The 22310-nt window shown below is 72.9% G+C and carries 20 protein-coding genes; 11 read left to right on the top strand and 9 right to left on the bottom strand.

All coding sequences use genetic code 11. From position 1 onward, the window contains the following. Nucleotides 1-4 precede the first annotated feature (4 nt). Nucleotides 5-1204, bottom strand: coding sequence for a glycosyltransferase (locus tag ACJ9NR_RS04075; RefSeq protein ID WP_412490518.1), 1200 nt, complete (start codon nt 1202-1204; stop codon nt 5-7). Between the two features lie 39 nt (nt 1205-1243). On the opposite strand from ACJ9NR_RS04075, the gene ACJ9NR_RS04070 reads away from it, so the two are divergent. Next, on the top strand, nt 1244-2029 hold the full coding sequence (locus tag ACJ9NR_RS04070) for a glutamate racemase (RefSeq protein ID WP_412489726.1): 786 nt from the start codon (nt 1244-1246) through the stop codon (nt 2027-2029). 105 nt (nt 2030-2134) lie between these two features. Continuing rightward, nucleotides 2135-2671, top strand: coding sequence for a hypothetical protein (locus ACJ9NR_RS04065; protein WP_412489727.1), 537 nt, complete (start codon nt 2135-2137; stop codon nt 2669-2671). 8 nt (nt 2672-2679) lie between these two features. Here the strand turns inward: ACJ9NR_RS04065 and ACJ9NR_RS04060 are convergent, their stop codons facing one another. Then, a complete protein-coding gene (locus tag ACJ9NR_RS04060; protein ID WP_412489728.1) occupies nt 2680-3747 on the bottom strand; it encodes an O-antigen ligase family protein in 1068 nt (355 codons plus the stop codon). A gap of 247 nt (nt 3748-3994) precedes the next feature. On the opposite strand from ACJ9NR_RS04060, the gene lnt reads away from it, so the two are divergent. The 3 genes from lnt to ACJ9NR_RS04045 all read left to right on the top strand — a co-directional run bounded on the left by lnt (nt 3995) and on the right by ACJ9NR_RS04045 (nt 8273). Then, nucleotides 3995-5605 carry an apolipoprotein N-acyltransferase gene (lnt, locus tag ACJ9NR_RS04055; RefSeq protein ID WP_412489729.1) on the top strand — a complete coding sequence of 537 codons (1611 nt, stop codon included), beginning with the start codon at nt 3995-3997 and terminating at the stop codon, nt 5603-5605. 68 nt (nt 5606-5673) lie between these two features. Beyond that, nucleotides 5674-6153, top strand: coding sequence for an NUDIX hydrolase (locus tag ACJ9NR_RS04050; protein WP_412489730.1), 480 nt, complete (start codon nt 5674-5676; stop codon nt 6151-6153). Between the two features lie 176 nt (nt 6154-6329). Next, nucleotides 6330-8273, top strand: a complete 1944-nt coding sequence (locus ACJ9NR_RS04045; protein WP_412489731.1) for a helix-turn-helix domain-containing protein — start codon at nt 6330-6332, stop codon at nt 8271-8273. Between the two features lie 215 nt (nt 8274-8488). Here the strand turns inward: ACJ9NR_RS04045 and ACJ9NR_RS04040 are convergent, their stop codons facing one another. The 4 genes from ACJ9NR_RS04040 to ACJ9NR_RS04025 form a co-directional block, all read right to left on the bottom strand. Further along, a complete protein-coding gene (locus ACJ9NR_RS04040) occupies nt 8489-9262 on the bottom strand; it encodes a polysaccharide deacetylase family protein (protein ID WP_412489732.1) in 774 nt (257 codons plus the stop codon). Between the two features lie 176 nt (nt 9263-9438). Next, nucleotides 9439-10134 (bottom strand): LuxR C-terminal-related transcriptional regulator, encoded by a 696-nt coding sequence (locus tag ACJ9NR_RS04035; RefSeq protein ID WP_412489733.1) that lies wholly within the window; start codon nt 10132-10134, stop codon nt 9439-9441. A gap of 151 nt (nt 10135-10285) precedes the next feature. Continuing rightward, the gene (locus tag ACJ9NR_RS04030) at nt 10286-11737 is read right to left on the bottom strand and encodes a purine-cytosine permease family protein (RefSeq protein WP_412489734.1); all 1452 of its coding nucleotides are present in this window, start codon (nt 11735-11737) and stop codon (nt 10286-10288) included. A gap of 303 nt (nt 11738-12040) precedes the next feature. Beyond that, nucleotides 12041-13504 carry a glyceraldehyde-3-phosphate dehydrogenase gene (locus ACJ9NR_RS04025; RefSeq protein WP_412489735.1) on the bottom strand — a complete coding sequence of 488 codons (1464 nt, stop codon included), beginning with the start codon at nt 13502-13504 and terminating at the stop codon, nt 12041-12043. Between the two features lie 190 nt (nt 13505-13694). Between ACJ9NR_RS04025 and gnd the strand changes: the two genes are divergently transcribed. The 4 genes from gnd (at nt 13695) to ACJ9NR_RS04005 (ending at nt 18028) form a co-directional block, all read left to right on the top strand. Beyond that, nucleotides 13695-15134: an NADP-dependent phosphogluconate dehydrogenase gene (gene gnd, locus ACJ9NR_RS04020; RefSeq protein ID WP_412489736.1), complete on the top strand. Its 1440-nt coding sequence runs from the start codon at nt 13695-13697 to the stop codon at nt 15132-15134. 177 nt (nt 15135-15311) lie between these two features. Beyond that, a complete protein-coding gene (locus ACJ9NR_RS04015; RefSeq protein WP_412489737.1) occupies nt 15312-16811 on the top strand; it encodes a purine-cytosine permease family protein in 1500 nt (499 codons plus the stop codon). Continuing rightward, the gene (locus tag ACJ9NR_RS04010; RefSeq protein ID WP_412489738.1) at nt 16808-17356 is read left to right on the top strand and encodes a cysteine hydrolase family protein; all 549 of its coding nucleotides are present in this window, start codon (nt 16808-16810) and stop codon (nt 17354-17356) included. Before ACJ9NR_RS04015 ends, ACJ9NR_RS04010 begins: the two co-directional genes overlap by 4 nt. 270 nt (nt 17357-17626) lie before the next feature. Next, nucleotides 17627-18028: an SseB family protein gene (locus ACJ9NR_RS04005; protein WP_412489739.1), complete on the top strand. Its 402-nt coding sequence runs from the start codon at nt 17627-17629 to the stop codon at nt 18026-18028. A 468-nt stretch (nt 18029-18496) separates the two neighbouring features. Here ACJ9NR_RS04005 and ACJ9NR_RS04000 read toward each other — a convergent pair whose 3' ends face one another. Continuing rightward, nucleotides 18497-19414, bottom strand: coding sequence for an oxidoreductase (locus ACJ9NR_RS04000; protein WP_412489740.1), 918 nt, complete (start codon nt 19412-19414; stop codon nt 18497-18499). A 118-nt stretch (nt 19415-19532) separates the two neighbouring features. Here ACJ9NR_RS04000 and ACJ9NR_RS03995 point away from each other — a divergent pair, with 118 nt between their 5' ends. Next, complete coding sequence (locus ACJ9NR_RS03995; protein ID WP_412489741.1) at nt 19533-20129, top strand: TetR/AcrR family transcriptional regulator; 597 nt, start codon at nt 19533-19535, stop codon at nt 20127-20129. Between the two features lie 209 nt (nt 20130-20338). Then, nucleotides 20339-21103 (top strand): alpha/beta fold hydrolase, encoded by a 765-nt coding sequence (locus ACJ9NR_RS03990; RefSeq protein WP_412489742.1) that lies wholly within the window; start codon nt 20339-20341, stop codon nt 21101-21103. An 81-nt stretch (nt 21104-21184) separates the two neighbouring features. Here ACJ9NR_RS03990 and ACJ9NR_RS03985 read toward each other — a convergent pair whose 3' ends face one another. Next, the gene (locus tag ACJ9NR_RS03985) at nt 21185-21598 is read right to left on the bottom strand and encodes a MarR family winged helix-turn-helix transcriptional regulator (protein ID WP_412489743.1); all 414 of its coding nucleotides are present in this window, start codon (nt 21596-21598) and stop codon (nt 21185-21187) included. Between the two features lie 76 nt (nt 21599-21674). Continuing rightward, entirely contained in the window at nt 21675-22025 is a 351-nt protein-coding gene (locus tag ACJ9NR_RS03980; protein ID WP_412489744.1) for a VOC family protein, read from the bottom strand. Nucleotides 22026-22310: the final 285 nt, after the last annotated feature.

Raw genomic sequence — 22310 nt, 5'->3', positions numbered from 1 at the left:
GCATCTAGAGGGGCTGCTCGTCCGTGACGGTGTCCGGGCGTGCGTAGGTGCGGCCCTTCCAGGCCGCGCCGCGCCCCCGGTAGTGCTGTACCGCGGAGTCGACCGTCATGAGGAGATAGAGCGACGCGGTGAACGGCAGCAGGGGAGCGAGCCACGGCGGCTGCCGGTAGTGGCGGAGCATCGGGAGGTACGTTCCCGCCATCACCAGCCAGGCCAGAGCGCCGAGGACCCAGGCCGCCGTGTCCCCGCAGACCAGGCCCACGACCAGGGCCACGGGCGGCACCAGGTACACCAGGGCCAGCCCGATCACCGTCCCGAGCAGCACCACGGGGTTGTGCCGCAGCTGCGCGTACGCGCTGCGTGACACCATCCGCCACAGGTCGTGCAAGCGCGGATAGGGCCGCACGCTGTCCACCCGCTCGGCCAGCCCCAGCCAGATCCGGCCGCCGCCGCCCTTGACCGCGCGCGCCAGCGCCACGTCGTCGATGACGGCGTGCCGGATGGCGTCCGGGATCCGCGCCCGTTCGGCGGCGTCGGCGCGCAGCAGCACGCAGCCGCCCGCCGCGGCCGCCGTCCGCGTGCCCTTCGCGCCGATCCGGCGGAACGGGTACAGCTGCGCGAAGAAGTAGACGAAGGCCGGCACCACGAGCCGCTCCCACAGGCTCTCCACCCGCAGCCGGGCCATCTGCGAGACGACGTCGAAGCCGCCGCCGTGCGCGGCGGCGACCAGCTCGCGCAGGCTGTCCGGAGCGTGCGCGATGTCCGCGTCCGTCAGGAGCAGGTACCCGGGCTCACGCGCGCGTGCCAGGGCGATGCCGTGCCGCACCGCCCACAGCTTGCCCGTCCAGCCGGCGGGCGGTTCGCCGGGGGATGCGACGGTCAGGGGCAGACCGCCGTGCGCGTCCGCCAGCTCGCGGGCGAGCGCCCCGGTGCCGTCCGAGCTGCCGTCGTCGACGAGGAAGATCTCCGCCGGGCCCGGATACTCCTGGGCGAGCAGGGACGGCAGGCTCGAGGGCAGCACGGCCGCCTCGTCACGCGCGGGCACGACGACGCAGACCGGCGGCCACACGGCCGGCTCCCGCCGGGGCGGCAGCCGGATGTCCGTACGCCAGAAGAAGCCCTGACAGAGCAACAGCCACAGCCAGGCGGCGAGTGATACGGCAGCGATCCACACATTGGCGCTCACCTGGGCAGTGTGCCCCACTCCACCGGCCGGCAACGGGGCATCGTCTATCGTGGCCGGGTGAAGATCGCGCTCATGGACTCCGGAATCGGTCTGCTCCCCGCCGCAGCGGCGGTACGGCGTCTGCGGCCGGACGCCGATCTCGTGCTGTCGTGGGACCCCGACGGAATGCCCTGGGGGCCGCGCACCCCCGAGGACATCACCGAGCGGGCGCTGGACGTGGCCGGTGCCGCCGCGGCGCACGGCCCCGACGTCCTGATCGTCGCGTGCAACACCGCGTCCGTCCATTCCCTGCCCCAGCTGCGGGCCCGTTTCGAGCCCGGTCTGCCGGTCATCGGGACGGTCCCGGCGATCAAGCCGGCCGCGGCCGGCGGCGGGCCGGTGGCGATCTGGGCGACGCCCGCCACCACCGGCAGCCCCTACCAGCGGAACCTGATCGCCGAGTTCGCCCACGGCGTGGACGTCACCGAGGTGCCCTGCCCGGGTCTCGCGGACGCCGTGCACCACGCCGACGAGGCCGCGATCGAGGCCGCGGTCACCGCGGCCGCCGCGCTCACCCCCGGCGACGTGTCGACGGTCGTGCTCGGCTGCACCAACTACGAGCTCGTCGCCGAGCGCATCAGGACGGCCGTGCGGCAGCCGGGCCGGCCGCCGCTGATCCTGCACGGATCCGCCGGGGCGGTCGCCGCTCAGTCGCTGCGCCGGATCGGCGCGCAGCCCGCCCCGGACGCCCGCGCGGAGGGCACGCTGACCGTGCTGCTCAGCGGGCGCGAGGCGGAGCTGCCCGCGACCGCCCTGTCGTACGCGGAGGGCCGGCTGCTGCAGGCGGTCAGCTCCACGCGCTGACCGGGGGCCGCGGATCGTGCGGTCGCGGTCCGGGGCGGCCCGCCCGGCCCGGTCACGCTGAGCGATCCGGTGCCCGCGCAGCGGAACATGAGTAACCTCGTAGCCATGAGGGACCATTCCCACGGCGAGAAGGCCAGGCAACCCGAGGTCTGGACCGGGCGCGCCACCAACCGGGTCCAGTGGCTGCTGGCGCTCGGCGGTGCGGCCTTCATGGCGCTCGGCGTCGAGCTGGCGGTCGACTCCGCCTGGACGTCCGGCGTCGCCCCGCTCGTCATGTCCGTCGTCGGCTGCATCGCCGCCGGACTGCTGGTCCTCTTCGGCACGCTCGCCTTCGTGCACGTCGACATGAAGCTCGACAAGGAGTGCGTCGAGGTGCGCTGCGGGCACATCGGCGTGCCGCGCCGCCGCATTCCCCTCTCGCACGTCGCGGGCGCCGAGTTCGCCGAGCACGTCACTCCGCGCCAGTGGGGCGGCTGGGGCTACCGCTGGCGTCCGGAGAAGGGCACCGCGGTGGTCGTGCGGCGCGGTGAGGGCGTCGTCCTGCGCCTGTGGGACGGCCATACGTTCACCATCACCGTGGACAACGCCGAGACGGCCGTACGGGTCATCAGGGACCGGCTGCGTCCGGGCGGGCCCCGCTGAGCAGCGGCTCAGGGGGCCGGCCGGTCATCAGGCGGGCGCGCGGCCCCGTCCGGCCGCGGTGACTCGCCGGGCAGCGGCCGAGCCGTGGCGACACCCGCCACAAGACCCGCCCCGACCGATACGGCCGTGAAGCTCAGCGCGTTGCCGACCGAGGCGATCACCGCCAGCGCCGTCAGGGCCGCTCCCGCGGTGAGCACGACCGGCGTGGGACGCGGTGAGCGCCACAGCGCGTGCAGCACCCAGCAGAAGGACGCCCCCAGCAGGATCACGCCGAGGACACCCTGCTCCGCCGCCTGCTGCAACAGAGCCGAGTGGGGCTTGCCGTCCGACAGCAGGGTCCGGTTCGCCGTCGAGCTCAGTTCACCGAAACGCTCCGGGCCCACACCGAGGGCGGCGTTGCGGTGGGCCTCGTGCAGCGCGTCCCGCCACAGCTCGATCCGGTGCGGGGTGAGCCGGCCCTCCAGGGAGGTGGTGAGCCCGTCGGGCAGGGCGTCGCCGGCGACGGCCCAGGTCAGGCCGGCCACCAGGAGGGCGGTCAGCGCGAGGCCGGTGATGCCCGGGCCGCGGTGGGTCATCCGGCCGGCGGCCAGGGAGCACAGCAGGACGGCGGTGCAGGCCACGAAGCCGCTGGTGGAGCCCAGGACGGCCGCGGACACCGTGATGGCCACCGCCAGCGCGACCAGGACGTAACGCAGACTCGCCGACTCGGCGGACCAGGCCGCACAGCACGCCGCCCCGGCGCACAGGGCCAGCAGCGCGGCCGTGGCACCGGCGTGCCCGAGCGGCGCGAGGATCTGGGGCCCCGGCGCGAGCTGCGGAACGGCCACGGCCAGGCCGAGCCCGGCCAGCGCCCCCGCGCCCGGCGTCGCCACCGGCAGCAGCGCCCCGCAGATCCGTCCGGCGGCATAGCCGGCGGCCACGGCGAGCACCGCGAGCAGCACGCCCTCCGGGCGGCCCTCGTGCGCGGTCGCCGTGACCAGCGCCCAGGTGGCACAGGCCCCGAGCACGGCCACGCCCGCCGCATCAGAAACGTTTCGTCTTTCGCTGATCTCCCCAGGACCGGCGTCAGACGTCATCCCCGTGGAACCCACCCCGCCCCCAGACCCCGACCGAAAGGCCCCCCGACCTCGTGCGACCCGGGCCGCCGAGGCCGTGACCGGCCGGGCGACTCGCTGGGCACACCGTAACGGCTGATGGCCGGTTTGTGGATGAGTTGGGCCGAGTCACGCAGGAACGATGCGACGCCCGGGCCGGCCGGTGCGTGAGCGCCTGCCGTCCGGCCCGAGGTGTCCGTCGCGAAGTCACCGGCCTTAGACTCCCGGAGTGACCGTCACCGCAACCTCCGTGGACGAGTCGGACCAGTTGCAGCCGCAGTCCGCGCCCGCAGCCCGCGCGGCGCGCCTCGTACGCCTCGTTCCGGCCCTCGCCGCAGCGCTCTCCGGAGTGCTGCTCTACGTCAGTTTCCCGCCACGCACCCTGTGGTGGCTGGCCGTGCCGGCCTTCGCCGGCTTCGGCTGGGCGCTGCGCGGCCGCGGCTGGAAGGCGGGCCTGGGCCTCGGCTACCTCTTCGGCCTCGGCTTCCTGCTGCCCCTGCTGGTGTGGACCGGCGTGGAGGTCGGCCCGGGACCCTGGCTGGCGCTGGTGGCGATCGAGGCGATCTTCATCGCCCTGGTCGGCGCGGGAGTCGCGGTGGTCTCGAAGCTTCCGGCGTGGCCGCTGTGGGCGGCCGCCGTGTGGATCGCGGGCGAGGCGGCACGCGCGCGCGTGCCGTTCAACGGCTTCCCCTGGGGCAAGGTCGCCTTCGGCCAGGCGGACGGCGTCTTCCTGCCGCTGGCCGCGGTGGGCGGCACGCCGGTGCTCGGTTTCGCGGTCGCGCTGTGCGGCTTCGGCCTCTACGAGGTCCTGCGCCTGGTCCGCGAAGGACGCCGGACCCGGGCCGTGCGGCGCTCGGCGGCGGCCGCGGCCCTGCTCAGCGTGGCCGTCCCGGTGGTGGGCGCGGTGGCCGCGCGGTCGCTGGTGAGCGACCAGGCCGAGAACGGCAAGGCCACCGTCGCGGTCATCCAGGGCAACGTGCCCCGCTCCGGACTGGAGTTCAACGCCCAGCGGCGGGCCGTGCTCGATTACCACGCGCGCGAGACGCTGCGGCTGGCCGCCGAGGTCAAGGCCGGCAGGACGCCGAGGCCCGACTTCGTACTGTGGCCGGAGAACTCCTCCGACGTCGACCCCTTCGCCAACGCCGACGCGTACGCCGTGATCGACGGCGCCGCCAAGGCGATCGGTGTGCCGATCTCGGTCGGCGCGGTCGTCGAGCGGCACGGCAGGCTCTACAACGAGCAGATCCTGTGGGACCCGAAGAAGGGCCCCGTCGACACCTACGACAAGCGGCAGATCCAGCCCTTCGGTGAGTACCTGCCGCTGCGCTCGCTCATCGGCGCCGTCAACAGCGACTGGACGTCCATGGTCCGCCAGGACTTCAGCCGGGGCACCGAGCCGGGCGTCTTCACCATGGACCACGCCAAGGTCGGCCTGGTCACCTGCTACGAGGCCGCCTTCGACTGGGCGGTGCGCTCCGAGGTCACCGACGGCGCGCAGATGATCTCCGTGCCCAGCAACAACGCGACCTTCGACCGCAGCGAGATGACCTACCAGCAGCTCGCGATGTCCCGTGTCCGCGCCGTCGAGCACAGCCGGACCGTCACGGTGCCGGTGACCAGCGGTGTGAGCGCGATCATCATGCCGGACGGGAAGATCACTCAGAAGACCGGCATGTTCGTCGCCGGCCACCTGGTGCAGAAGGTGCCGCTGCGGTCGTCCGAGACGCCCGCCACGCGGCTGGGCATCCTGCCGGAGATGGCCCTGGTGCTGGTCGCCGCGGGCGGTCTGGGCTGGGCGATCGGCGCCGGAATGCGCCGGCGGCGCGCCCAGGACCTGTAGCCGTACGCCGGGCGTAAGGCTCGCGGAGCGCGCCGGGAGCGGGGCACCGGCCGTTTAAGGTCGGTGTCATGCCGACTCCTGACTTCATCCGTGACATCCGGGCCACCGCCGGCCACCAGCTGCTCTGGCTTCCCGGTGTCAGCGCCGTCGTCTTCGACGACGAGGGCAGAGTGCTGCTGGGGCAGCGCGCGGACAATCACAAGTGGGCGTTGATCTCCGGCATCCCGGACCCGGGCGAGCAGCCCGCCGCGGCCGTGGTGCGGGAGGTGCGGGAGGAGACGGGCGTCGAGTGCGTCGTCGAGCGCCTGGTCGCGGTGCGCTCCGGACGGCAGGTCACCTACCCCAACGGTGACGTCTGCCAGTTCATGGACATCTGCTTCCGCGCCCGGGCCGTGGGCGGCGAGGCCTGTGTCAACGACGACGAGTCCCTGGAGGTCGGCTGGTTCGCGCTGGACGCGCTGCCCGCCATGACCGAGTTCCACCACTTCCGCATCAAGCAGGCACTGTCCGACGAACCCGCGTGGTTCGAGCCCCTGACGTCCGACTGAAGTACGGGCGGCAAGCACCTGCCGGCCCGCCGGTCTCCTTGGTCCCCTTGCGGCCGCACCGCCTCACTCGTGCCCGGCCGGCGGCCGGCCCGCGCACCGACACCCTCCGGGCCGGAGCGGACGCGAGTTGTCCACAGGCCTGACGGGGCGGGCGTGGGATGAGGAATCCTGTGAGCATGTCCCGTGATCGTGTGCAGTCCGCCGAACGCGCCGGTGCCGAAGCGGCCGGTGCGGCGCTCCCCGGTGCCGAGGCGCCGTTCCTGGAGCTGCTGGCCAGGGACGCGTCCGCGGACGCCTACGAGCAGCCGGTGCCGCTGGCCCGGGCCGAGGGGCGGCCGGCCGGGGAGATCGCCGCGCTCGAGCACGCCAAGCTGCTCGCGCTGCGCGTACGCGCGGAGCTGGAGGGGCGGCGGCGCCGGGAGGCCGAGCTGTCCGCGCTCTTCGAGACGGCACACGACCTCGCCGGACTGCGCGACCTGGACTCCGTGCTGCAGGCGATCGTGCAGCGCGCCCGGTCCCTGCTGGGCACGGACGTCGCCTACCTCAGCCTGAACGACCCGGACCGCGGCGACACCTACATGCGGGTGACCGAGGGCTCCGTCGCCGCCCGCTTCCAGCAGCTGCGACTGGGCATGGGGGAGGGCCTGGGCGGCCTCGTCGCCCAGACCGCCCGGCCGTACGTCACCGACGACTACTTCAAGGACGGCCGCTTCCAGCACACCAACGCCATCGACACCGGCGTACGGGACGAGGGCCTGGTCGCCATCCTCGGCGTACCCCTGAAGCTGGGCCGGCACGTCATCGGCGTCCTCTTCGCGGCCGACCGGCGCGCCCGGGTCTTCGAACGGGAGCAGATCGCGCTGCTCGGCTCGTTCGCCGCGCTCGCCGCGGCCGCCATCGACTCGGCGAACCTGCTCGCCGAGACCCGCTCGGCCCTCGCCGACCTGGAGCGGGCCAACGAGATCATCCGCGACCGCAGCGCCGTCATCGAGCGCGCCTCCGACGTCCACGACCGGCTCGCGGAGCTCGTGCTGCGCGGCGGGGGAGTCCACGACGTGGCCGCCGCCGTCTCCCACGTCCTCGACGGCACCGTCGAGTTCACCGAAACCGCCGACGCGCCCCCGGCTGCCCTGGAGACGTCCCGCGCCGAAGGACACGCGGTACGGCACGAGGACGACTGGATCGCCGCCGTGACGGCCGGCGGCGAACTGCTCGGCGCGCTCGTGCTGCGCGGCCACCCCGGGCTCGACCCCGTCGACCAGCTCACCCTGGAGCGTGCCGCGATGGTCACCTCGCTGCTGCTGCTCGCCAGACGCTCCGCCGCCGAGGCCGAACGGCGCGTCCGCGGCGAACTGCTGGACGACCTCCTCGACGCCCGGGACCGCGACCCGCGTCTGCTGCGCGAGCGCGCCTCCCGGCTGCACGCCGACCTCGACGCCACGCACGTCGTACTCGCCGCCCGGCTCGACGTCCCCGCTCCCGACGCCGACGAGGAGGCGGACGCCCGCCGCCGCCTGTGGTCCGCCGCCTCGCACCTCGCCGCCACGCGGCACGGCCTGGCCGCCGCCCGTGACGGCGGCACCGTCCTGGTGCTGCCCCTGGCCGAGGGCGACACCGCCACCGGCCTGGCCCGCCGCACCGCCCGCCAGCTGGGCACGGCCGTCCACGAAGCGGTCACGGTGGGCGCCTCCGGGCCCGTCCGGGACCTCGCCGCCCGCCCCGACACCGTGGCCGCCGCCTATGCGGAGGGCCGGCGCTGCCTGGAGGCCCTGCGCCTGCTCGGCCGCTCGGGCGACGGGGCCGCGGCCGAGGACTTCGGCTTCCTCGGCCTGCTGCTGGCCGGGGACCGGGACGTCGCCGGATTCGTGGACCGCACGATCGGCGAGGTCATCGCCTACGACGAACGACGCGGCACCGACCTGCTGCGCACCCTCGACGCCTACTTCACCTGCGGTATGAGCCCGGCGCGCACCAAGGACGCGCTGCACGTCCACGTCAACACCGTGGCGCAGCGTCTGGAGCGCGTCGCCCGCCTCCTGGGCGACGACTGGCAGAGCCCCGCGCGGGCCCTGGAGATCCAGCTCGCCCTGCGGCTGCACCGGCTCTCGGCGCACGACTGACCCCGGCGCGTGCGGGAGCCGGCTGCGCCAGGGGCCGGCGGGCGCGCGCCGCGCGCGGGGCCGGCGCGGGTCGCTGCCGCACGGGGCGTCCCGCCCGTAGGGCGTCATCCGCAGGCGTCATCACGACCGTACCGGCGGGCGCCTTCGCCATCTGCCGCCGGCAGGGCCGACCCCGGCGGCGGGCCGCCGCCTGCGCCGCGTCGCGGGACCGGTGGTCAGCGCACCGGGAAGCCGAAGGAGTACCCCTGCTGCTTCAGCCACGGCAGGCACTCGCGCAGGGCGGCCACGGTCTGCGAACGGTCCCCGCCGGCGTCGTGGAAGAGGATCGTCGGACCGTTGGACACCTCCCTCTTGAGGGTGGCGACGATGGTCTCGGTGCCGGGGCGCTCGAAGTCCTTGGTGTCCACGTTCCAGCCCAGCGGCCGCATCCCCTGCGAGGCGGCGAGATGCCTGCTGTACGGCGTGAACGCACCGCCCGGGGCCCGGTAGTACATCGGCCGGACGCCCCCGGACGCCTTGGTGATCATGCCGGCGGCGTCCAGGATCTCCTTCGACTGGTAGGAGTCGGCCTTCTTGTCCATGGTCGTGTCGTGCGACACCGAGTGGTCGCACAGCCGGTGCCCGGCCGCCACCACCGCCTTGACCAGGTCGGGGTGCTCCTGCGCCTGCGTGCCGACCATGCAGAAGGTGGCCTTCACGCCGTTCTCCTTCAGCACCCGCAGCACCTGCGGCGTCCAGACCGGGTCCGGTCCGTCGTCGATGGTGATGTTGACGCCCCGGGGGCCCTTGTCCGAGGCGTGGACGATGCTGATCGCCACCGGGGCCCGGCCGGGGCCGGCGGCCGCGGAGGGCTTCGACACCTCCGGACGCCGCCCGTCGACGGGACCGGCCTGCGCGGTCCACACCGAGGCCGCCGCCGCCACCGCCGTCACTCCGACCGCCGCCGCGAGTACCCGGCCGTACCATCCCCGCCCGCCATGCCGCGCCATGTCCGCCCCGCCCCTTGTCGTTCCGTGCCGCTCGTGCACCTGTCAGGACGGGATAACGGCGGGGCGGGATCCGTCTGTTACGGATCACGGACAATTCCGCGGGGGTTCCGGGACGACCGGCGGCGCGATCCGGGGCCCGGGCGCCGGGTGACGGGTGAGCGCGCGGGGCGCGCGGGTCAGGCTGCCGGCCTGATCAGCCCGGACTCGTAGGCGAAGGTCACCGCCTGGACGCGGGCGCGGGCGCCGATCTTGGTGAGGATGTGGCTGACGTGGGACTTGACGGTGGTCGGTGCGATCGCCAGGCGTAGCGCGATCTCGCTGTTGGACCAGCCCGAGGCGACGGCGGTGAGGACGTCGCGCTCGCGCCGGGTGAGGGTGTCGAGTCCGGCGCCCGGCTGGAGGCGGCGGGCGGTCGGCTCCGCCCGGACGGTGTCGATGAGGGTGCGGGTCAGGGCGGGAGTGATCACGGCGTCCCCGGCGGCCACGATCCGTACGGCCGCGGTCAGTTCCTCCGGGGAGGCGTCGGTGAGGAGGAAGCCGTCGGCCCCGGCGCGCAGGGCGGCGTGGGCGTGGCCCTCGTCGAGGGCCGACGTGAGGACGAGGACGCGGGGAGCGGTCTGGCCGGCGCCGGACTCGGCGGCCGGGCGGATGCGCGCGGGCCGGGCGATGCGCCGCACGGCCTCGATGCCGGACGCGTCGGCGAGGCGGACGTCCATCAGGACGACGTCCGGGCGCAGCGCCGCGATCAGGCCGGCCGCTTCCGCTCCGCTCGCCGCTTCGCCGACGACGGTCAGGTCGGGCTCCGCGGTCAGCAGCATGCGCAGGCCGAGACGCTGCAGCGACTGGTCGTTGACGAGGAGTACGGAGACCATGTCAGTCCTTCCGCCCACTCTGAACGAAACTGTTTCGTTCACCTGGTGGCCAGACTACGCCCAGGGCTATCGAAACGACATCGTTCCCCTTATGGCTTCGCTCACATCGGCGTACAACGGCCTGGGGCGTCTCCTTCTTCCCCGGCGTCCGTCACGATTCGCGGTGCTCGTGCGCGGCCCGCTCGAGTTCGACCGCCTCGTCCTCCGCCAGCCGCTGCTCGGCCGCCACGTCGACGGAGCGGGTCAGCAGCCAGTAGAGGGCCGCGGAGACCGGCAGCCCGATGAAGAGGGAGATGTCGGCGCCGTCGAGCGCGTCGGCGAAGGGCCCGGTGTAGAGCGTGCCGACGGAGAAGAAGGGGATCATCACGGCGAAGCCCACCAGGTAGGCGACGATGCCGTGCCAGCCCCAGCGCCCGTAGATGCCACGGGGGTTGAAGATCTCGGCGATGGCGTAGTGACCACGGCGCACGACGTAGTAGTCCATGAGGTTGACCGCGGTCCACGGAATGAACAGATAGAGCACCAGCAGCAGGAAGTTGTTGAAGTTCTCGAGGAAGTTGGAGGTCGCGGCGAGAGCACCGACCAGGGAGAGCGCGGCCGTGAGGCCGACGGTCACCAGCCGCGCGCCGAACGTCGGCCGCACCCTCTTGACGGAGTCGACGGCACTGATCAATGTGAGCGAACCGCCGTACATGTTGAGCGCGGTGACGGACACCAGCCCCAGGACGGCGAAGAGCAGCACGATCGCGCCGAAGCCGCTGAACACCCTGTCGCCGGCCGCGTTGATCGACTTGATCGTGTCGAAGTCCTTGCCGGCCCAGGCGGCGAGCAGCGACCCGAGCGTCATGAGCCAGATGCCGCCGAGCGCCGAGCCGAAGTAGGTCCAGTAGAAGGTCTTGCGGACGGTCACGTCCGGCGGGAGGTAGCGCGAGTAGTCCGAGACGTAGATGGCCCAGCTGATCTGGTAGCCGGCGACCACGCCGAACTGCGCCAGGAACGGCGTGGCCTGGAAGGCGCCGAGGTCGAAGGAGCCGGCCGGGTAGTGCAGGGTGACCAGGGCGCCCACGGTGAAGACCCCGAAGACGACGAGGAAGGTGTACGTCAGGAACTGCTCGGCCCTGTGGATGACGTCGTAGCCCACCAGCGCGATGACGAGGGCGACCAGGGTGACCACGACGACCCAGAGCTTGACGCCTCCGTGAACGGTGGTGTGCATCGCCTCACCGGCGAGGATGGTGTTGAAGACGTTGAAGCCCGCGTACTGCACATATGCGAACAGCCAGACCAGCAGAGCGCCGACGTAGCCGAACTGGGGTCGCGACTGGATCATCTGGGGCAGCCCGAGCTGGGGCCCCTGGGCCGAGTGGAACGCCATGAAGAACGTGCCGATGACGGTGCCCGCGACGATCGCGATGAGCGACCAGATGAGGTTGCCGCCCTCGGTGATGCTGATCAGGCCCACGGCCAGGGTGGCTATCTGGGCGTTCGACATGAACCACAGGGGGCCGAGATGCCAGAGCTTGCCGTGCCGTTCGTCCAGGGGCACGTAGTCGATGGAGCGGGTCTCCATCCCCGACACGCGCGGTTTCGACGATGTGCTCACGGTGCCTCCAGAGTGCCGGCCCACCCCTGTGGCGACATTTCTGCCCGCGAGCGGCCCGATCAAGCCGTCATTGCCGACCCTTGACCGACGGACCGGGGAGGTCGGGCGGCCGGGGCGGATTCCTCCCCGCGCGGGCCGTGTGCCCGCCCGGCGGCCCGGCGGCGGGGATCTCTGCGGTGGTACCGCTCATGCCGGCCCTCCCCGCCGCCGGAGGGCTCCTGGACACGGGGCGCGCGAACGGCGCGGGCCGCCACCCGGATCCCGGACGGCGGCCCTCGGCGCGCTGCCCCCAGCGGGACGGTGTCAGGCGGCCGGCCCGGGGAACGTCGGGTACTCCACCCCGGACACGTACTGCACGACGCGGATCACCTGGCAGGAGTAGCCGAACTCGTTGTCGTACCAGAGGTAGAGGATGGCGTTGTCGCCCTCCACCTTCGTGGCGCCGGCGTCGACGATCGAGGCGTGGCGGGAGCCGATGAAGTCGCTGGAGACGGCGTCGGGAGCCGTGGTGAAGTCGATCTGGCGCCTGAGCGGGGAGGTCAGTGAGACGTCGCGCAGGTGGTCGAGGACCTCCTCGCGGGACGTCTCGCGCGACAGCTGCAGGTTGAGGATCGCGATGGAGACGTCCGGTACGGGGACCCGGATCGAGCTGCCGGTGATGCGTGCCCTGAGGTCGGGCAGCGCCTTGGCGACCGCGGAGGCGGCGCCGGTCTCGGTGATGACCATGTTGAGCGGCGCGGAACGGCCGCGGCGCTCGGCCTTGTGGTAGTTGTCCAGCAGGTTCTGGTCGTTGGTGAAGGAGTGGACGGTCTCCACGTGGCCGCGCTCGACACCGAACGCGTCGTCCATCGCCTTCAGGGGCGGCACGATCGCGTTGGTGGTGCAGGACGCGCAGGACAGGATCCGCTCGTCCGGTTTGACGGTGTCGTGATTGACGCCGTGCACGATGTTCGGGACGTCGCCCTTGCCCGGCGCGGTCAGCACGACCTTGTCGACACCGGGGCGCAGGTGCTGCGAAAGCCCCTCGCGGTCACGCCACTTGCCGGTGTTGTCGATGAGGATGGCGTTGTCGATGCCGTACGCCGTGTAGTCGACCTCGGACGGGTCGTTCGCGTGGATCACCTTGATGGCGTTGCCGTTGGCGAAGATCGTGCTGGTCGCCTCGTCCACGGTGATGGTGCCCTGGAACTGGCCGTGGATGGAGTCCCGGCGCAGCAGCGAGGCGCGCTTGACGATGTCCTTCGCGGATTCCGCGGACTGCCCGCCGCCCCCGCGCACGACGATCGCGCGCAGCCGCAGGCCGTTGCCGGAGCCGGCCTTCTCGATCAGCAGCCGGGCCACCAGGCGGCCGATGCGGCCGAAGCCGTAGAGGACGACGTCGCGGCCCTCGCCGCGCTCGATCTTGTTGGCGCCCGTGGCACCCGCGACGGCCCCGGCGGTGAACGCCTCCACGCTCAGGCCCCGGTCGTCGCTCTTGTACGTCGCCGCGAGCATGCCGATGTCGATCTGCGAGGGGCCGAGGTCCAGCGTGGTGAGCGCCCGCAGGAACGGCAGGGTCTCGGTGACCGAGAGCTCCTCACCGGCGATCTGCCGGGCGAAGCGGTGCGTCTTGAGGATGCTGACCACCGACTTGTTCACCAGGGAGCGGCTGTGCAGCAGGACCGTGACGTCCCGCTCGCGGTGCAGCTTCCCGATGATCGGGATCATCGACTCCGCGATCTCCTCGCGGGTCTTCCAGTTGGTGAACGAGTCGTCGTTGACAGTCACAGGTCCATCTTTCGAGCTAGGCGGCGCTCATATGTTAAACCCTGTTTGATCGATCGTCCGGGCGGGGTTCCTCACACCGTCCCCGCGCCGTCCCTCCGCCGCCATCGAGACGATCCGGCCGCCCGTCCGTACCTGACGGTCATGGGACCCCGCAGCGGGACCGCCGCCGGACGGATCGAGGACGTACACCATGAACGCAACCGCAGCCATCGGCGTGACCGGCCTGGGCGTGATGGGCCGCAACCTGGCGCGCAACTTCGCCCGCCACGGCTACACCGTCGCGGTCCACAACCGCACGGCGGGCCGCACGCGCGCGCTCATGGAGGTGTACGGCGACGAGGGCGCGTTCGTCGCCGCCGAGACGGCCGAGGAGTTCGTGGCGGCGCTCCGGCGTCCCCGCCGCCTGATGATCATGGTGCAGGCGGGGCCCGCCACCGACGCGGTCATCGGGGAGTTCGCCGCGCTGCTCGAGCCCGGCGACATGATCATCGACGGTGGCAACGCCCACTTCGCCGACACCCGCCGCCGCGAGGCCGCCCTGCGCGAACTCGGACTCCACTTCGTCGGCACCGGCATCTCCGGCGGCGAGGAGGGCGCCCTCGAAGGCCCCTCGATCATGGTCGGCGGCTCGGCGGAGTCCTACGACGTCCTCGGCCCGATGTTCGAGCGGATCAGCGCCAAGGTCGGCGGCGAGCCGTGCGCCGCCCACGTCGGCAGCGACGGCGCCGGGCACTTCGTGAAGATGGTCCACAACGGCATCGAGTACGCCGACATGCAGCTCATCGCCGAGGCCTACGACCTGCTGCGCCAGGTCGGCGGCTACACCCCCGCCGAGATCGCGGGCGTCTTCCGCCACTGGAACGAGGGCCGGCTCGGCTCCTACCTGGTCGAGATCACCGCCGAGGTGCTGGCCCACACCGACCCGGACACCGGTGCCCCCTTCGTCGACGTCGTCCAGGACGCCGCGGGCCAGAAGGGCACCGGCCGCTGGACCGTGCAGACCGCGCTGGACCTGGCCTCCCCGGTCACCGCCATCGCCCAGGCCACCTTCGCCCGCGCCGCCTCCGGCCAGCGCGACCTGCGCGCCGCCTACGCGGGCCTGCCCGGCGGCACCCGGCCCCTGCTCAGCCGCACCGAGGCCGAACGCTTCGCCTCGCAGGTCGAGCACGCCCTGTACGCGTCGAAGGTCATCGCCTACGACCAGGGCTGGAAGATGATCCAGGACGCGGCCGCCGAGTACGGCTGGAAGATCGACCTGGGCACGGTCGCCCGGATCTGGCGCGGCGGCTGCATCATCCGCGCCTCCTTCCTCGACCGCATCCGCGCCGCCTGCTTCGCCGACCACGACCTGGTGAGCCTGCTCGGCGAGATGGAGTTCGCCATGGAGATCACCGACGCGCAGGTGCCCTGGCGGGAGACGGTCGCCTCCGCCGCCCGCCGCGGCATCCCCGTGCCCGCCTTCTCCGCCGCCCTCGCGCACTACGACACGCTGCGCGCCGGCCGGCTTCCCGCCGCCCTGCTCCAGGGCCAGCGCGACTACTTCGGCGCCCACACCTACCGCCGTACCGACCGCCCCGGCGTCTTCCACACCCAGTGGAACGCCCCGGACCGCCAGGAGACGAGTGCCTGACAGCTGTCCGTCTCGTGCCCGGTCGAGGGTCCCTTTCCGTACCGGGCCGGCGCCGCCCGGACGGACGCGGCGCCGTGACCGTCTGCGCGGACTCCTCCTTCTTGACGCTCCGACCGGCGCGCACCAGGCTTCAGGCCTCGGGCTTCGGCGGAAGGCGGCTGGACAGGCAGGTCGACGATGGCAGAGTCACCGGACACCCCCGGCAGCACATCAGCGGGACGTCAGCTGCAGGTGGAGAAGCACGGTATCGACGTCATCTCCGACGCCGAACGCAAGGGCGGCCCGCGGACGCTGTTCTGGCCCTGGTTCGGTGCCAACGTGTCGGTCCTCGGCCTGAGTTACGGTTCCTTCGCGCTCGGCTTCAACACCTCCTTCGGGCAGTCGCTGACCGCCGGCGTCATCGGCATCGTCTTCTCGTTCCTGCTCTGCGGCTTCGTCGCGGTGGCCGGCAAACGCGGCTCGGCGCCGACGATGGTCCTCAGCCGCGCCGCGTACGGCGTGCGCGGCAACCGTCTGCCCTCGGTCATCTCCTGGGTGCTCACCGTCGGCTGGGAGACGGTGCTGTGCGCGCTCGCCACCATGGCCACCGCGACCGTCTTCGGGCGGCTCGGCTGGGGCGGCGGCACCGGGACCAAGGTCGTCGCCCTCGTCCTGGTCGGCGCGCTGACCGTGGTCGGCGGGGTGATGGGCTTCGACCTGATCATGCGGCTGCAGACCGTGATCACGGTGGTCACCGGCGTGCTCACCGTCGTCTACGTCGTGCTGGTCGCCGACCACATCCACTGGAGCACCGTCAGCGCCCTTCCGTCGGGCTCCGCCCAGGAGTTCATCGGCGCGGTGGTGTTCATGATGACCGGCTTCGGCCTCGGCTGGGTCAACGCCGCCGCCGACTACTCCCGTTACCTGCCGCGCGGTTCCTCCAGCCGGGGCGTGATCGGCTGGACCACCTTCGGCGCGTCCCTGGCCCCGCTGCTCCTCCTGGTCTTCGGCCTGCTGCTGGCCGACTCCTCGACCTCACTCGGTGCGGGCGTCGCCGCCGATCCGATCGGCGCTCTCGCCACCCTCCTGCCGACCTGGTTCCTGGTCCCCTTCGCCGTGGTCGCCGTGCTGGGGCTGGTCGGCGGCGCGGTCCTCGACATCTACTCCTCCGGGCTCGCCCTGCTGTCGGCGGGCATCCGGGTGCCGCGTCACGTCGCGGCGCTCGCCGACGGCGTGCTGATGCTCGCGGGCTCGGTCTGCATCGTCTTCCTCGCCGACGACTTCCTGGGCCAGTTCATGGGCTTCCTGACCACGCTCGGCGTGCCCATCGCGGCCTGGTGCGGCATCATGCTCGCCGACCTGGCCCTGCGCCGCCGCGACTACGACGAGGGCGACCTGTACCGTCCGGCCGGCCGCTACGGCGACGTACCGGCCACCCCGCTGCTGCTCACCGTCGGCGCCATCGTCCTCGGCTGGGGCCTGGTCACCAACTCGGCGGCGGGCTGGCTCGACTGGCAGGGCTACCTCCTCGGCCCGGTCGGCCTCGGCGGCACGTCCGGGGCCTGGGCCTTTGCCAACCTCGGCGTCCTCGCCGCCCTCGCCGTCGGCTTCCTCGGCACCCTGGCGCTGACCCGCGCCCGGGTCCGCGCGCAGGAGGCCCGGGCACCGAGTCCCACCGGCGCGGGAGCGGCCGTATGACCGCCGGCCTGCTCGCCGTCATCGACATGCAGCACGTCTTCGCCGACCGCGAGAGCCCTTGGTGCGCCCCTCGCTTCGCCGAAGCGGCGGCCGGCGTACGACGCCTGCTGCCGGCCTTCGGCGACCGGGTCGCCTTCACCCGCTTCCTGGCCCCCGGGAGACCCGAGGGCGCCTGGCGCGCGTACTACGAGCGGTGGCCGTTCGCCCTGCAGTCGCCCGGCGCGCGGCTGTGGTCCCTGACCGACGAGTTCTCGCGGCACGGCGGGTGTGCGGTCGACGCGGCGACCTTCGGCAAGCGGACCCCGGAACTGGCCCGCCTCGTCGGTCCCGGCAACCGCCTGGTCCTGGCGGGCGTCAGCACGGACTGCTGCGTCCTGTCCACGGCGCCGGCCACCGCCGACGCGGGAGTCGGGGTGTCGGTCGCGGCGGACGCGTGCGCGGGGGCGGACGACGACTCGCATGCGAAGGCCCTGCACATCATGGACCTGTACCGGCCTCTGATCCGTGTCACGGGCGTGGCGGAACTGCTGCGCGAGGCGGAGTGAGCGCGCGCAGTGCCTCGGGGACGCGGCGACGGGCCGGACGGACGCGACGGCGCGTCGGCGCACCGGCCACACGCCGGCGCGAGCACGGCCGAGCCCCTGGCCCGCCGGGCGCCGGGCGCCGCCCAATGATCCGCCGCGGGGACGCCTCTCGCGTGAGTCTCCTGGAAAGCGGGGAATGAGATCGGCCCGATCGGGTACGCGAGCAGGACCGTGCCCGGGGCGATCTTGACCCGGGCGGTCCGTACCACCGCCGCTACCAGGGGATCTGTCATGGAGACACCCGCCAACGACCACAACGCCACACCGGCCCGGCAGGCGCTGGACGCGCTGGCCGTGAACACCGAGGACACCAGCGCGCTGGACACGCTCGCCGGCAGCGAGGTGCTCGTCCCCGTCCCGGACGACGCGAACCAGGAGGACGCCGCGGACCCGGGCGCGGTGGCGCTGCCGGTCCTGGAGCAGCCCGGCGGCGACCCGGTGGTGCCCGTGTTCACCTCGGAGGGCGAGATGGCCGGGCTGCTGCCGTTCGTCTCCCGTTACCGCCTGGTGCCCCTGGGCGCGCTCGCCTCGCAGTGGCCGGCCGACGACCTGTCGCTGACCATAGACGCCGGTTCCGAGCACCCGCTGACGCTGACGTCCGAAGGCGTACGGACGCTGCTGGCCCGGCCCTGAGCCCACCCGTCGGGGAATGCGCCGCGGGCCCGGGAAGGGGGCGGGCGTCTCCCGCTCCCGCCCCCGGCTCTCGCGCGGCACGAGGATGAACGGCGCCGACCCCGCTCGTCCGCGCGCCCACGGTCGCCGCGCCCGAGGATAGGTCCGCCGCCGTCCTCGCGTCCCACCTCGCGGCATGGCGGATCGTGGCATTCCCCCGGGAGGCCGTGGTGATCACCGCCCGGCCCGCGCCCGCTGCGTGCTCCGCCACGCCCGCCGGGTACTGCAGCCCCGCGACATCTCCGGTGCCCAGCGCCTGTCCTGTGACCCCCGCCCGCAACCGGAAGCCCGGGTCCGGGCCCAGGCCCGTACCCGGTTCGGCCGCGTCGCCTTCGGCTCGGCGGGGCAGCGGTCCGCGAGGCAGGTGACGGCGGGGCGGAGCGCGCCGGGCGGGCGTCGGTACGACAGGCGCCCGCCGGGGAGGAATCCTCACGCGGCCGTGAGCGGCAGCGGGCGGGGAAAGGTGACGCCGGTCAGCTCCTCGGAGACCGTCCACAGGCGGCGGGCGGTGGCGGGGTCGCTGGCCGCCCGCGAGCGGCCGACCAGGGTCGGTGCGCCGCGCATCTCGCCGCGGCCGTCCGGTCCGACGTAGCCCGCGCCGGGCAGGTCCTGCACGGCGGCGTACAGGGTCGGCAGCGCGCCGGCCTTGTCGTCCTGCGCCACGAGACGGTTGCCGACCTTCATGACCGCGCGCCGCAGAGGGCTGCCGTCGTGGCTCTGGAGGTTGGTGGCGGCCCAGCCCGGGTGTGCCGCCAGGGCGCGGACGGAGGAGCCCGACTCGGTGAGCCGGCGCTGCAGTTCGAGGGTGAAGAGCAGGTTGGCGAGCTTGGACTGGCTGTAGGCCCTGATGGGCGCGTACTCACCGGTGAGGTTGAGGTTGTCGAAGTGGATGCGGGGGCTGCCCGGCATCTTGTGCGCGCCGGAGGACACGGTCACCACCCGGTCGGTGATGTGGGGCAGCAGCAGGTTCGTGAGGGCGAAATGCCCCAGGTGGTTGGTGCCGAACTGGGTCTCGAAGCCGTTCTTGGTGGCGGACTCCGGGATGTTCATGACGCCGGCGTTGTTGATGAGCAGATCGAGGCCGCCGTGCCAGGCCGCGGCGAACTCGCGCACGGAGGCGAGATCGGCGAGGTCGAGCCGGCGCACCTCCACGCTGCCACGGACCCCCGAGGCGGCGGCCTCGCCGCGTCGGGGGTCGCGCACGGCGAGCACCACGTGCGCGCCCGCGCCCGCCAGTGCCTCCACCGTGGCCAGGCCGAGCCCGCTGTTGGCGCCGGTCACGACGGCGGTGCGGCCGGTCTGGTCGGGGATGTCGGTGACGTTCCACTTGCTGGTTCGCGTAGTCATGCCGGCAAATGTAGGCGGCGCCAACAATGCTGTCAATGACAACAATAGTGACGGCGACAACAATGATGGCGCTGTCAACAATGTAGTCGCCACAAACATGACCGATACACTGAAGTCCATGCACACCCGCACTCGCAGCTACCACCACGGAGACCTGCGCGCCGCCCTGCTCGCCCGGGCCGAGGAGACGCTCCGCGAGAGAGGGCCGGCCGCGCTGTCGTTGCGCGAACTCGCCCGTGACCTCGGTGTCAGCCATGCCGCGCCGAGCCGGCACTTCAGGGACAAGCAGGCCCTGCTGGACGCGCTGGCGCTGAACGGATTCGAGCGGCTGACGGCCGTTCTCGGGGCCTCGCAGGACGGGGTCGCGGAGAAGATCGCCGACCAGGTCGACGCGGTGGTCCGCGCCTACATGGGCTTCGCCGGGGACAACGCCGCACTGCTCGACCTCATGTACTCGATCAAGCACGACCCGGCGGCGTCCGACTCCCTGCTCGAGGCCACCCAGCGGTGGTCGGACCTGATCCTGCGGCTGCTCGCCGAGGGCCAGGCCAGGGGAGAGGTGCGCCAGGGGCCGCCGGAGCAGGTCGCCCTCCCCGTCTTCGCGACCCTGCACGGCTACGCCGACCTGACGGTGTCCGGCATGGTGCCCCCGGAGGCGGGCGAGCACGGCCTCGACGACGTGGTCGCGTTCATCCTGCGGGGCATACGGCCGTGACCGCCGACCACGAGGCCGATCGGCGGAAAAGGAGTTGGGCGGGACGAGGGCCGACCGGTAACGTGCGCCACGCCGTGACACCGACCGAGGAGGTGAGACCCATGAACGCTGAAGCCGTGTGGGTGCTCCCCCCGGAGATCACGGTCGGCGACTGACGCAGGCGTCGCCGGGAGCGCCTCGACGAAGGTCCTCCCGAAAGGCAACTACCTGTGCATATTGTGCAGTTCACCGCAGAGACGTCGAAGAACGGCGTTCGCGAACGCGACTTCGTCCTGGGTGAGGTCACCGGCGTGCTCTGGTCGCCGGAATCCGGCCCCGACCGCGCGCCCCTGGTGCTGATGGGACACGGCGGCGGCACCCACAAGAAGTGGCCCGCCATGGTGGGTCGCGCCGAGCGCCTGGTGCACGACGGCGGTTTCCACGTCGCCGTCATCGACGCACCCGGCCACGGCGGCCGGCCCCGCACGCCCTACGACGAGCAGGAGATCGCCGCGCTGTACGAGGCGAGGGCGGCGGGCGAGCCGGAGGGCCCGATCGTGGTCCGCTACAACGCCCGGCTGGCCGAGCGCGCCGTACCCGAGTGGCGGGCGACCCTCGACGCCCTCCAGGGGCTGCCGGAGATCGGCGCCGACGGGCCGGTCGGCTACTACGGCCTGAACATGGCCACCGCGATCGGGGTACCGCTGGTGGCGGCCGAGCCGAGGATCACGGCGGCGGTCTTCGGTCTGCACTGGCCCGACGCCCTGGCCGGGACGGCGAAGGCCGTCACCGTCCCGATCGAGTTCGACATGCAGTGGGACGACGAGCACATCCCCCGCGAGTCCGCTCTCGCGCTCTTCGACGCCTTCGCCTCGGCGGAGAAGACGCTGCACGTCAACGCGGGCAGGCACAAGGAACTGCCCAGGTTCGAGGCCGACAGCGCGGTCCGGTTCTTCGTGCGCCACCTACGGCGGACCGGGGCGGCGCCGGCCTGAGCGGACGGTGACGTCACCACCGTCCCGATGTGACGGGTGCCGGCGTCCGGTGCGCCACCGGGCGCCGGCACCGCGCGGTTCTCAGTGCCCGGACGGGTCCGCGGACCGCTCGCCCAGCAGCCGGGCCAGCACCTCGCGCTGCAGCGGCCGCACCTCGTTGTGCAGGGCACGTCCCTTGCCGGTCAGCGCGACCCACACCCCGCGCCGGTCCTCCACGCAGACGGAGCGCTCCACCAGGCCGTCCTTCTCCAGCCGGCCGATGAGCCGGGACAGCGCGCTCTGGCTGAGATGGACCCGCCCGACGAGGTTCTGCACCCGGCAGTGCTCGCCCTCGCCGAGGGACTCGGACGCGAGGATGTCGAGCACCTCGAAGTCGCTCGCGCCCAGGCCGTGGGGGTGGAGCACACGATCGATCTCGCACATGGTGCGCGCGTGCACCGAGAGGATGTCCCGCCACTTCTCCTCGAGCCGGGCGTCGGCCGTTTTCACTGCCATACCCGCACGGTAACACCGAATCAGCCAATTGTTGACGGCGCAACCAATGCGGGTGCATGCAGCTCCGCCGGCGGTGTCAGGCGGCCGGGTCCTGGAGCAGTCCGACGAGGTTGCCGTCCGCGTCCTTGACGAAGGCGATCAGCCGGCCGCCGCCGACGTCCTGCACGTCCTGCATCAGCTCGGCGCCCGCGTCCACCAGCGCGGCCAGCCGCCCCCGGATGTCCGACACGTGCCAGTACGGCACCGGGCCGGTCATGCCCTTGGCGTGCCCGTTGGGGTCGAGCCCGACGTCCTGCCCGGCGTCCTTGAAGCCGACGTAGTACGGCTCGTCCGCATACGGCTCCACTTCGAGCAGGGCGCTGAACAGGGCCTTCGCCCGGGCGAGGTCCTTGACGGGGTAGATGACGGTCTTGAGGCCGGCGGTCATGGCGGGCTCCTCGGCAGAAGGTGAACCGACGGATTCGGTCGGTGTGTTCACGCTAAGCCGGGGGAGCGGTGTGCGGCTTCTTCGATCCTGACCGTTCGGGCGCGACCACACGGCCGTGACCGGCGGGCGGTGGCCGCCACCGACGCCGTCGCGCGCGAACGGGCCGGCCTCACCGGCGCGCGGCCGGCCGGCCGATCGCGGCCCCCGCGCGGCGCGCGCCTGCGCGGGGGCCGCCGCCCGAGCAGGCGTGCCGCGCCGCCGGGGCCGTACGTTCCCGGTCAAGAC

It is taken from the genome of Streptomyces sediminimaris, from assembly GCF_047049295.1.
Taxonomy (GTDB): domain Bacteria; phylum Actinomycetota; class Actinomycetes; order Streptomycetales; family Streptomycetaceae; genus Streptomyces; species Streptomyces sediminimaris.
Note: the sequence above shows the minus strand (reverse complement) of the source record. Positions and strands in the feature narration are given on the sequence as shown.

Bases quoted from the DNA above. Each gene is read 5' to 3' on its own strand.
- ACJ9NR_RS04065 (WP_412489727.1), top strand. From the start codon at position 2,135: ATGAGGGACCATTCCCACGGCGAGAAGGCCAGGCAACCCGAGGTCTGG.
- ACJ9NR_RS04060 (WP_412489728.1), bottom strand. From the start codon at position 3,747: ATGACGTCTGACGCCGGTCCTGGGGAGATCAGCGAAAGACGAAACGTT.
- ACJ9NR_RS04050 (WP_412489730.1), top strand. From the start codon at position 5,674: ATGCCGACTCCTGACTTCATCCGTGACATCCGGGCCACCGCCGGCCAC.
- ACJ9NR_RS04045 (WP_412489731.1), top strand. From the start codon at position 6,330: ATGTCCCGTGATCGTGTGCAGTCCGCCGAACGCGCCGGTGCCGAAGCG.
- ACJ9NR_RS04040 (WP_412489732.1), bottom strand. From the start codon at position 9,262: ATGGCGCGGCATGGCGGGCGGGGATGGTACGGCCGGGTACTCGCGGCG.
- ACJ9NR_RS04035 (WP_412489733.1), bottom strand. From the start codon at position 10,134: ATGGTCTCCGTACTCCTCGTCAACGACCAGTCGCTGCAGCGTCTCGGC.
- gnd (WP_412489736.1), top strand. From the start codon at position 13,695: ATGAACGCAACCGCAGCCATCGGCGTGACCGGCCTGGGCGTGATGGGC.
- ACJ9NR_RS04015 (WP_412489737.1), top strand. From the start codon at position 15,312: ATGGCAGAGTCACCGGACACCCCCGGCAGCACATCAGCGGGACGTCAG.
- ACJ9NR_RS04010 (WP_412489738.1), top strand. From the start codon at position 16,808: ATGACCGCCGGCCTGCTCGCCGTCATCGACATGCAGCACGTCTTCGCC.
- ACJ9NR_RS04005 (WP_412489739.1), top strand. From the start codon at position 17,627: ATGGAGACACCCGCCAACGACCACAACGCCACACCGGCCCGGCAGGCG.
- ACJ9NR_RS04000 (WP_412489740.1), bottom strand. From the start codon at position 19,414: ATGACTACGCGAACCAGCAAGTGGAACGTCACCGACATCCCCGACCAG.
- ACJ9NR_RS03995 (WP_412489741.1), top strand. From the start codon at position 19,533: ATGCACACCCGCACTCGCAGCTACCACCACGGAGACCTGCGCGCCGCC.
- ACJ9NR_RS03985 (WP_412489743.1), bottom strand. From the start codon at position 21,598: ATGGCAGTGAAAACGGCCGACGCCCGGCTCGAGGAGAAGTGGCGGGAC.
- ACJ9NR_RS03980 (WP_412489744.1), bottom strand. From the start codon at position 22,025: ATGACCGCCGGCCTCAAGACCGTCATCTACCCCGTCAAGGACCTCGCC.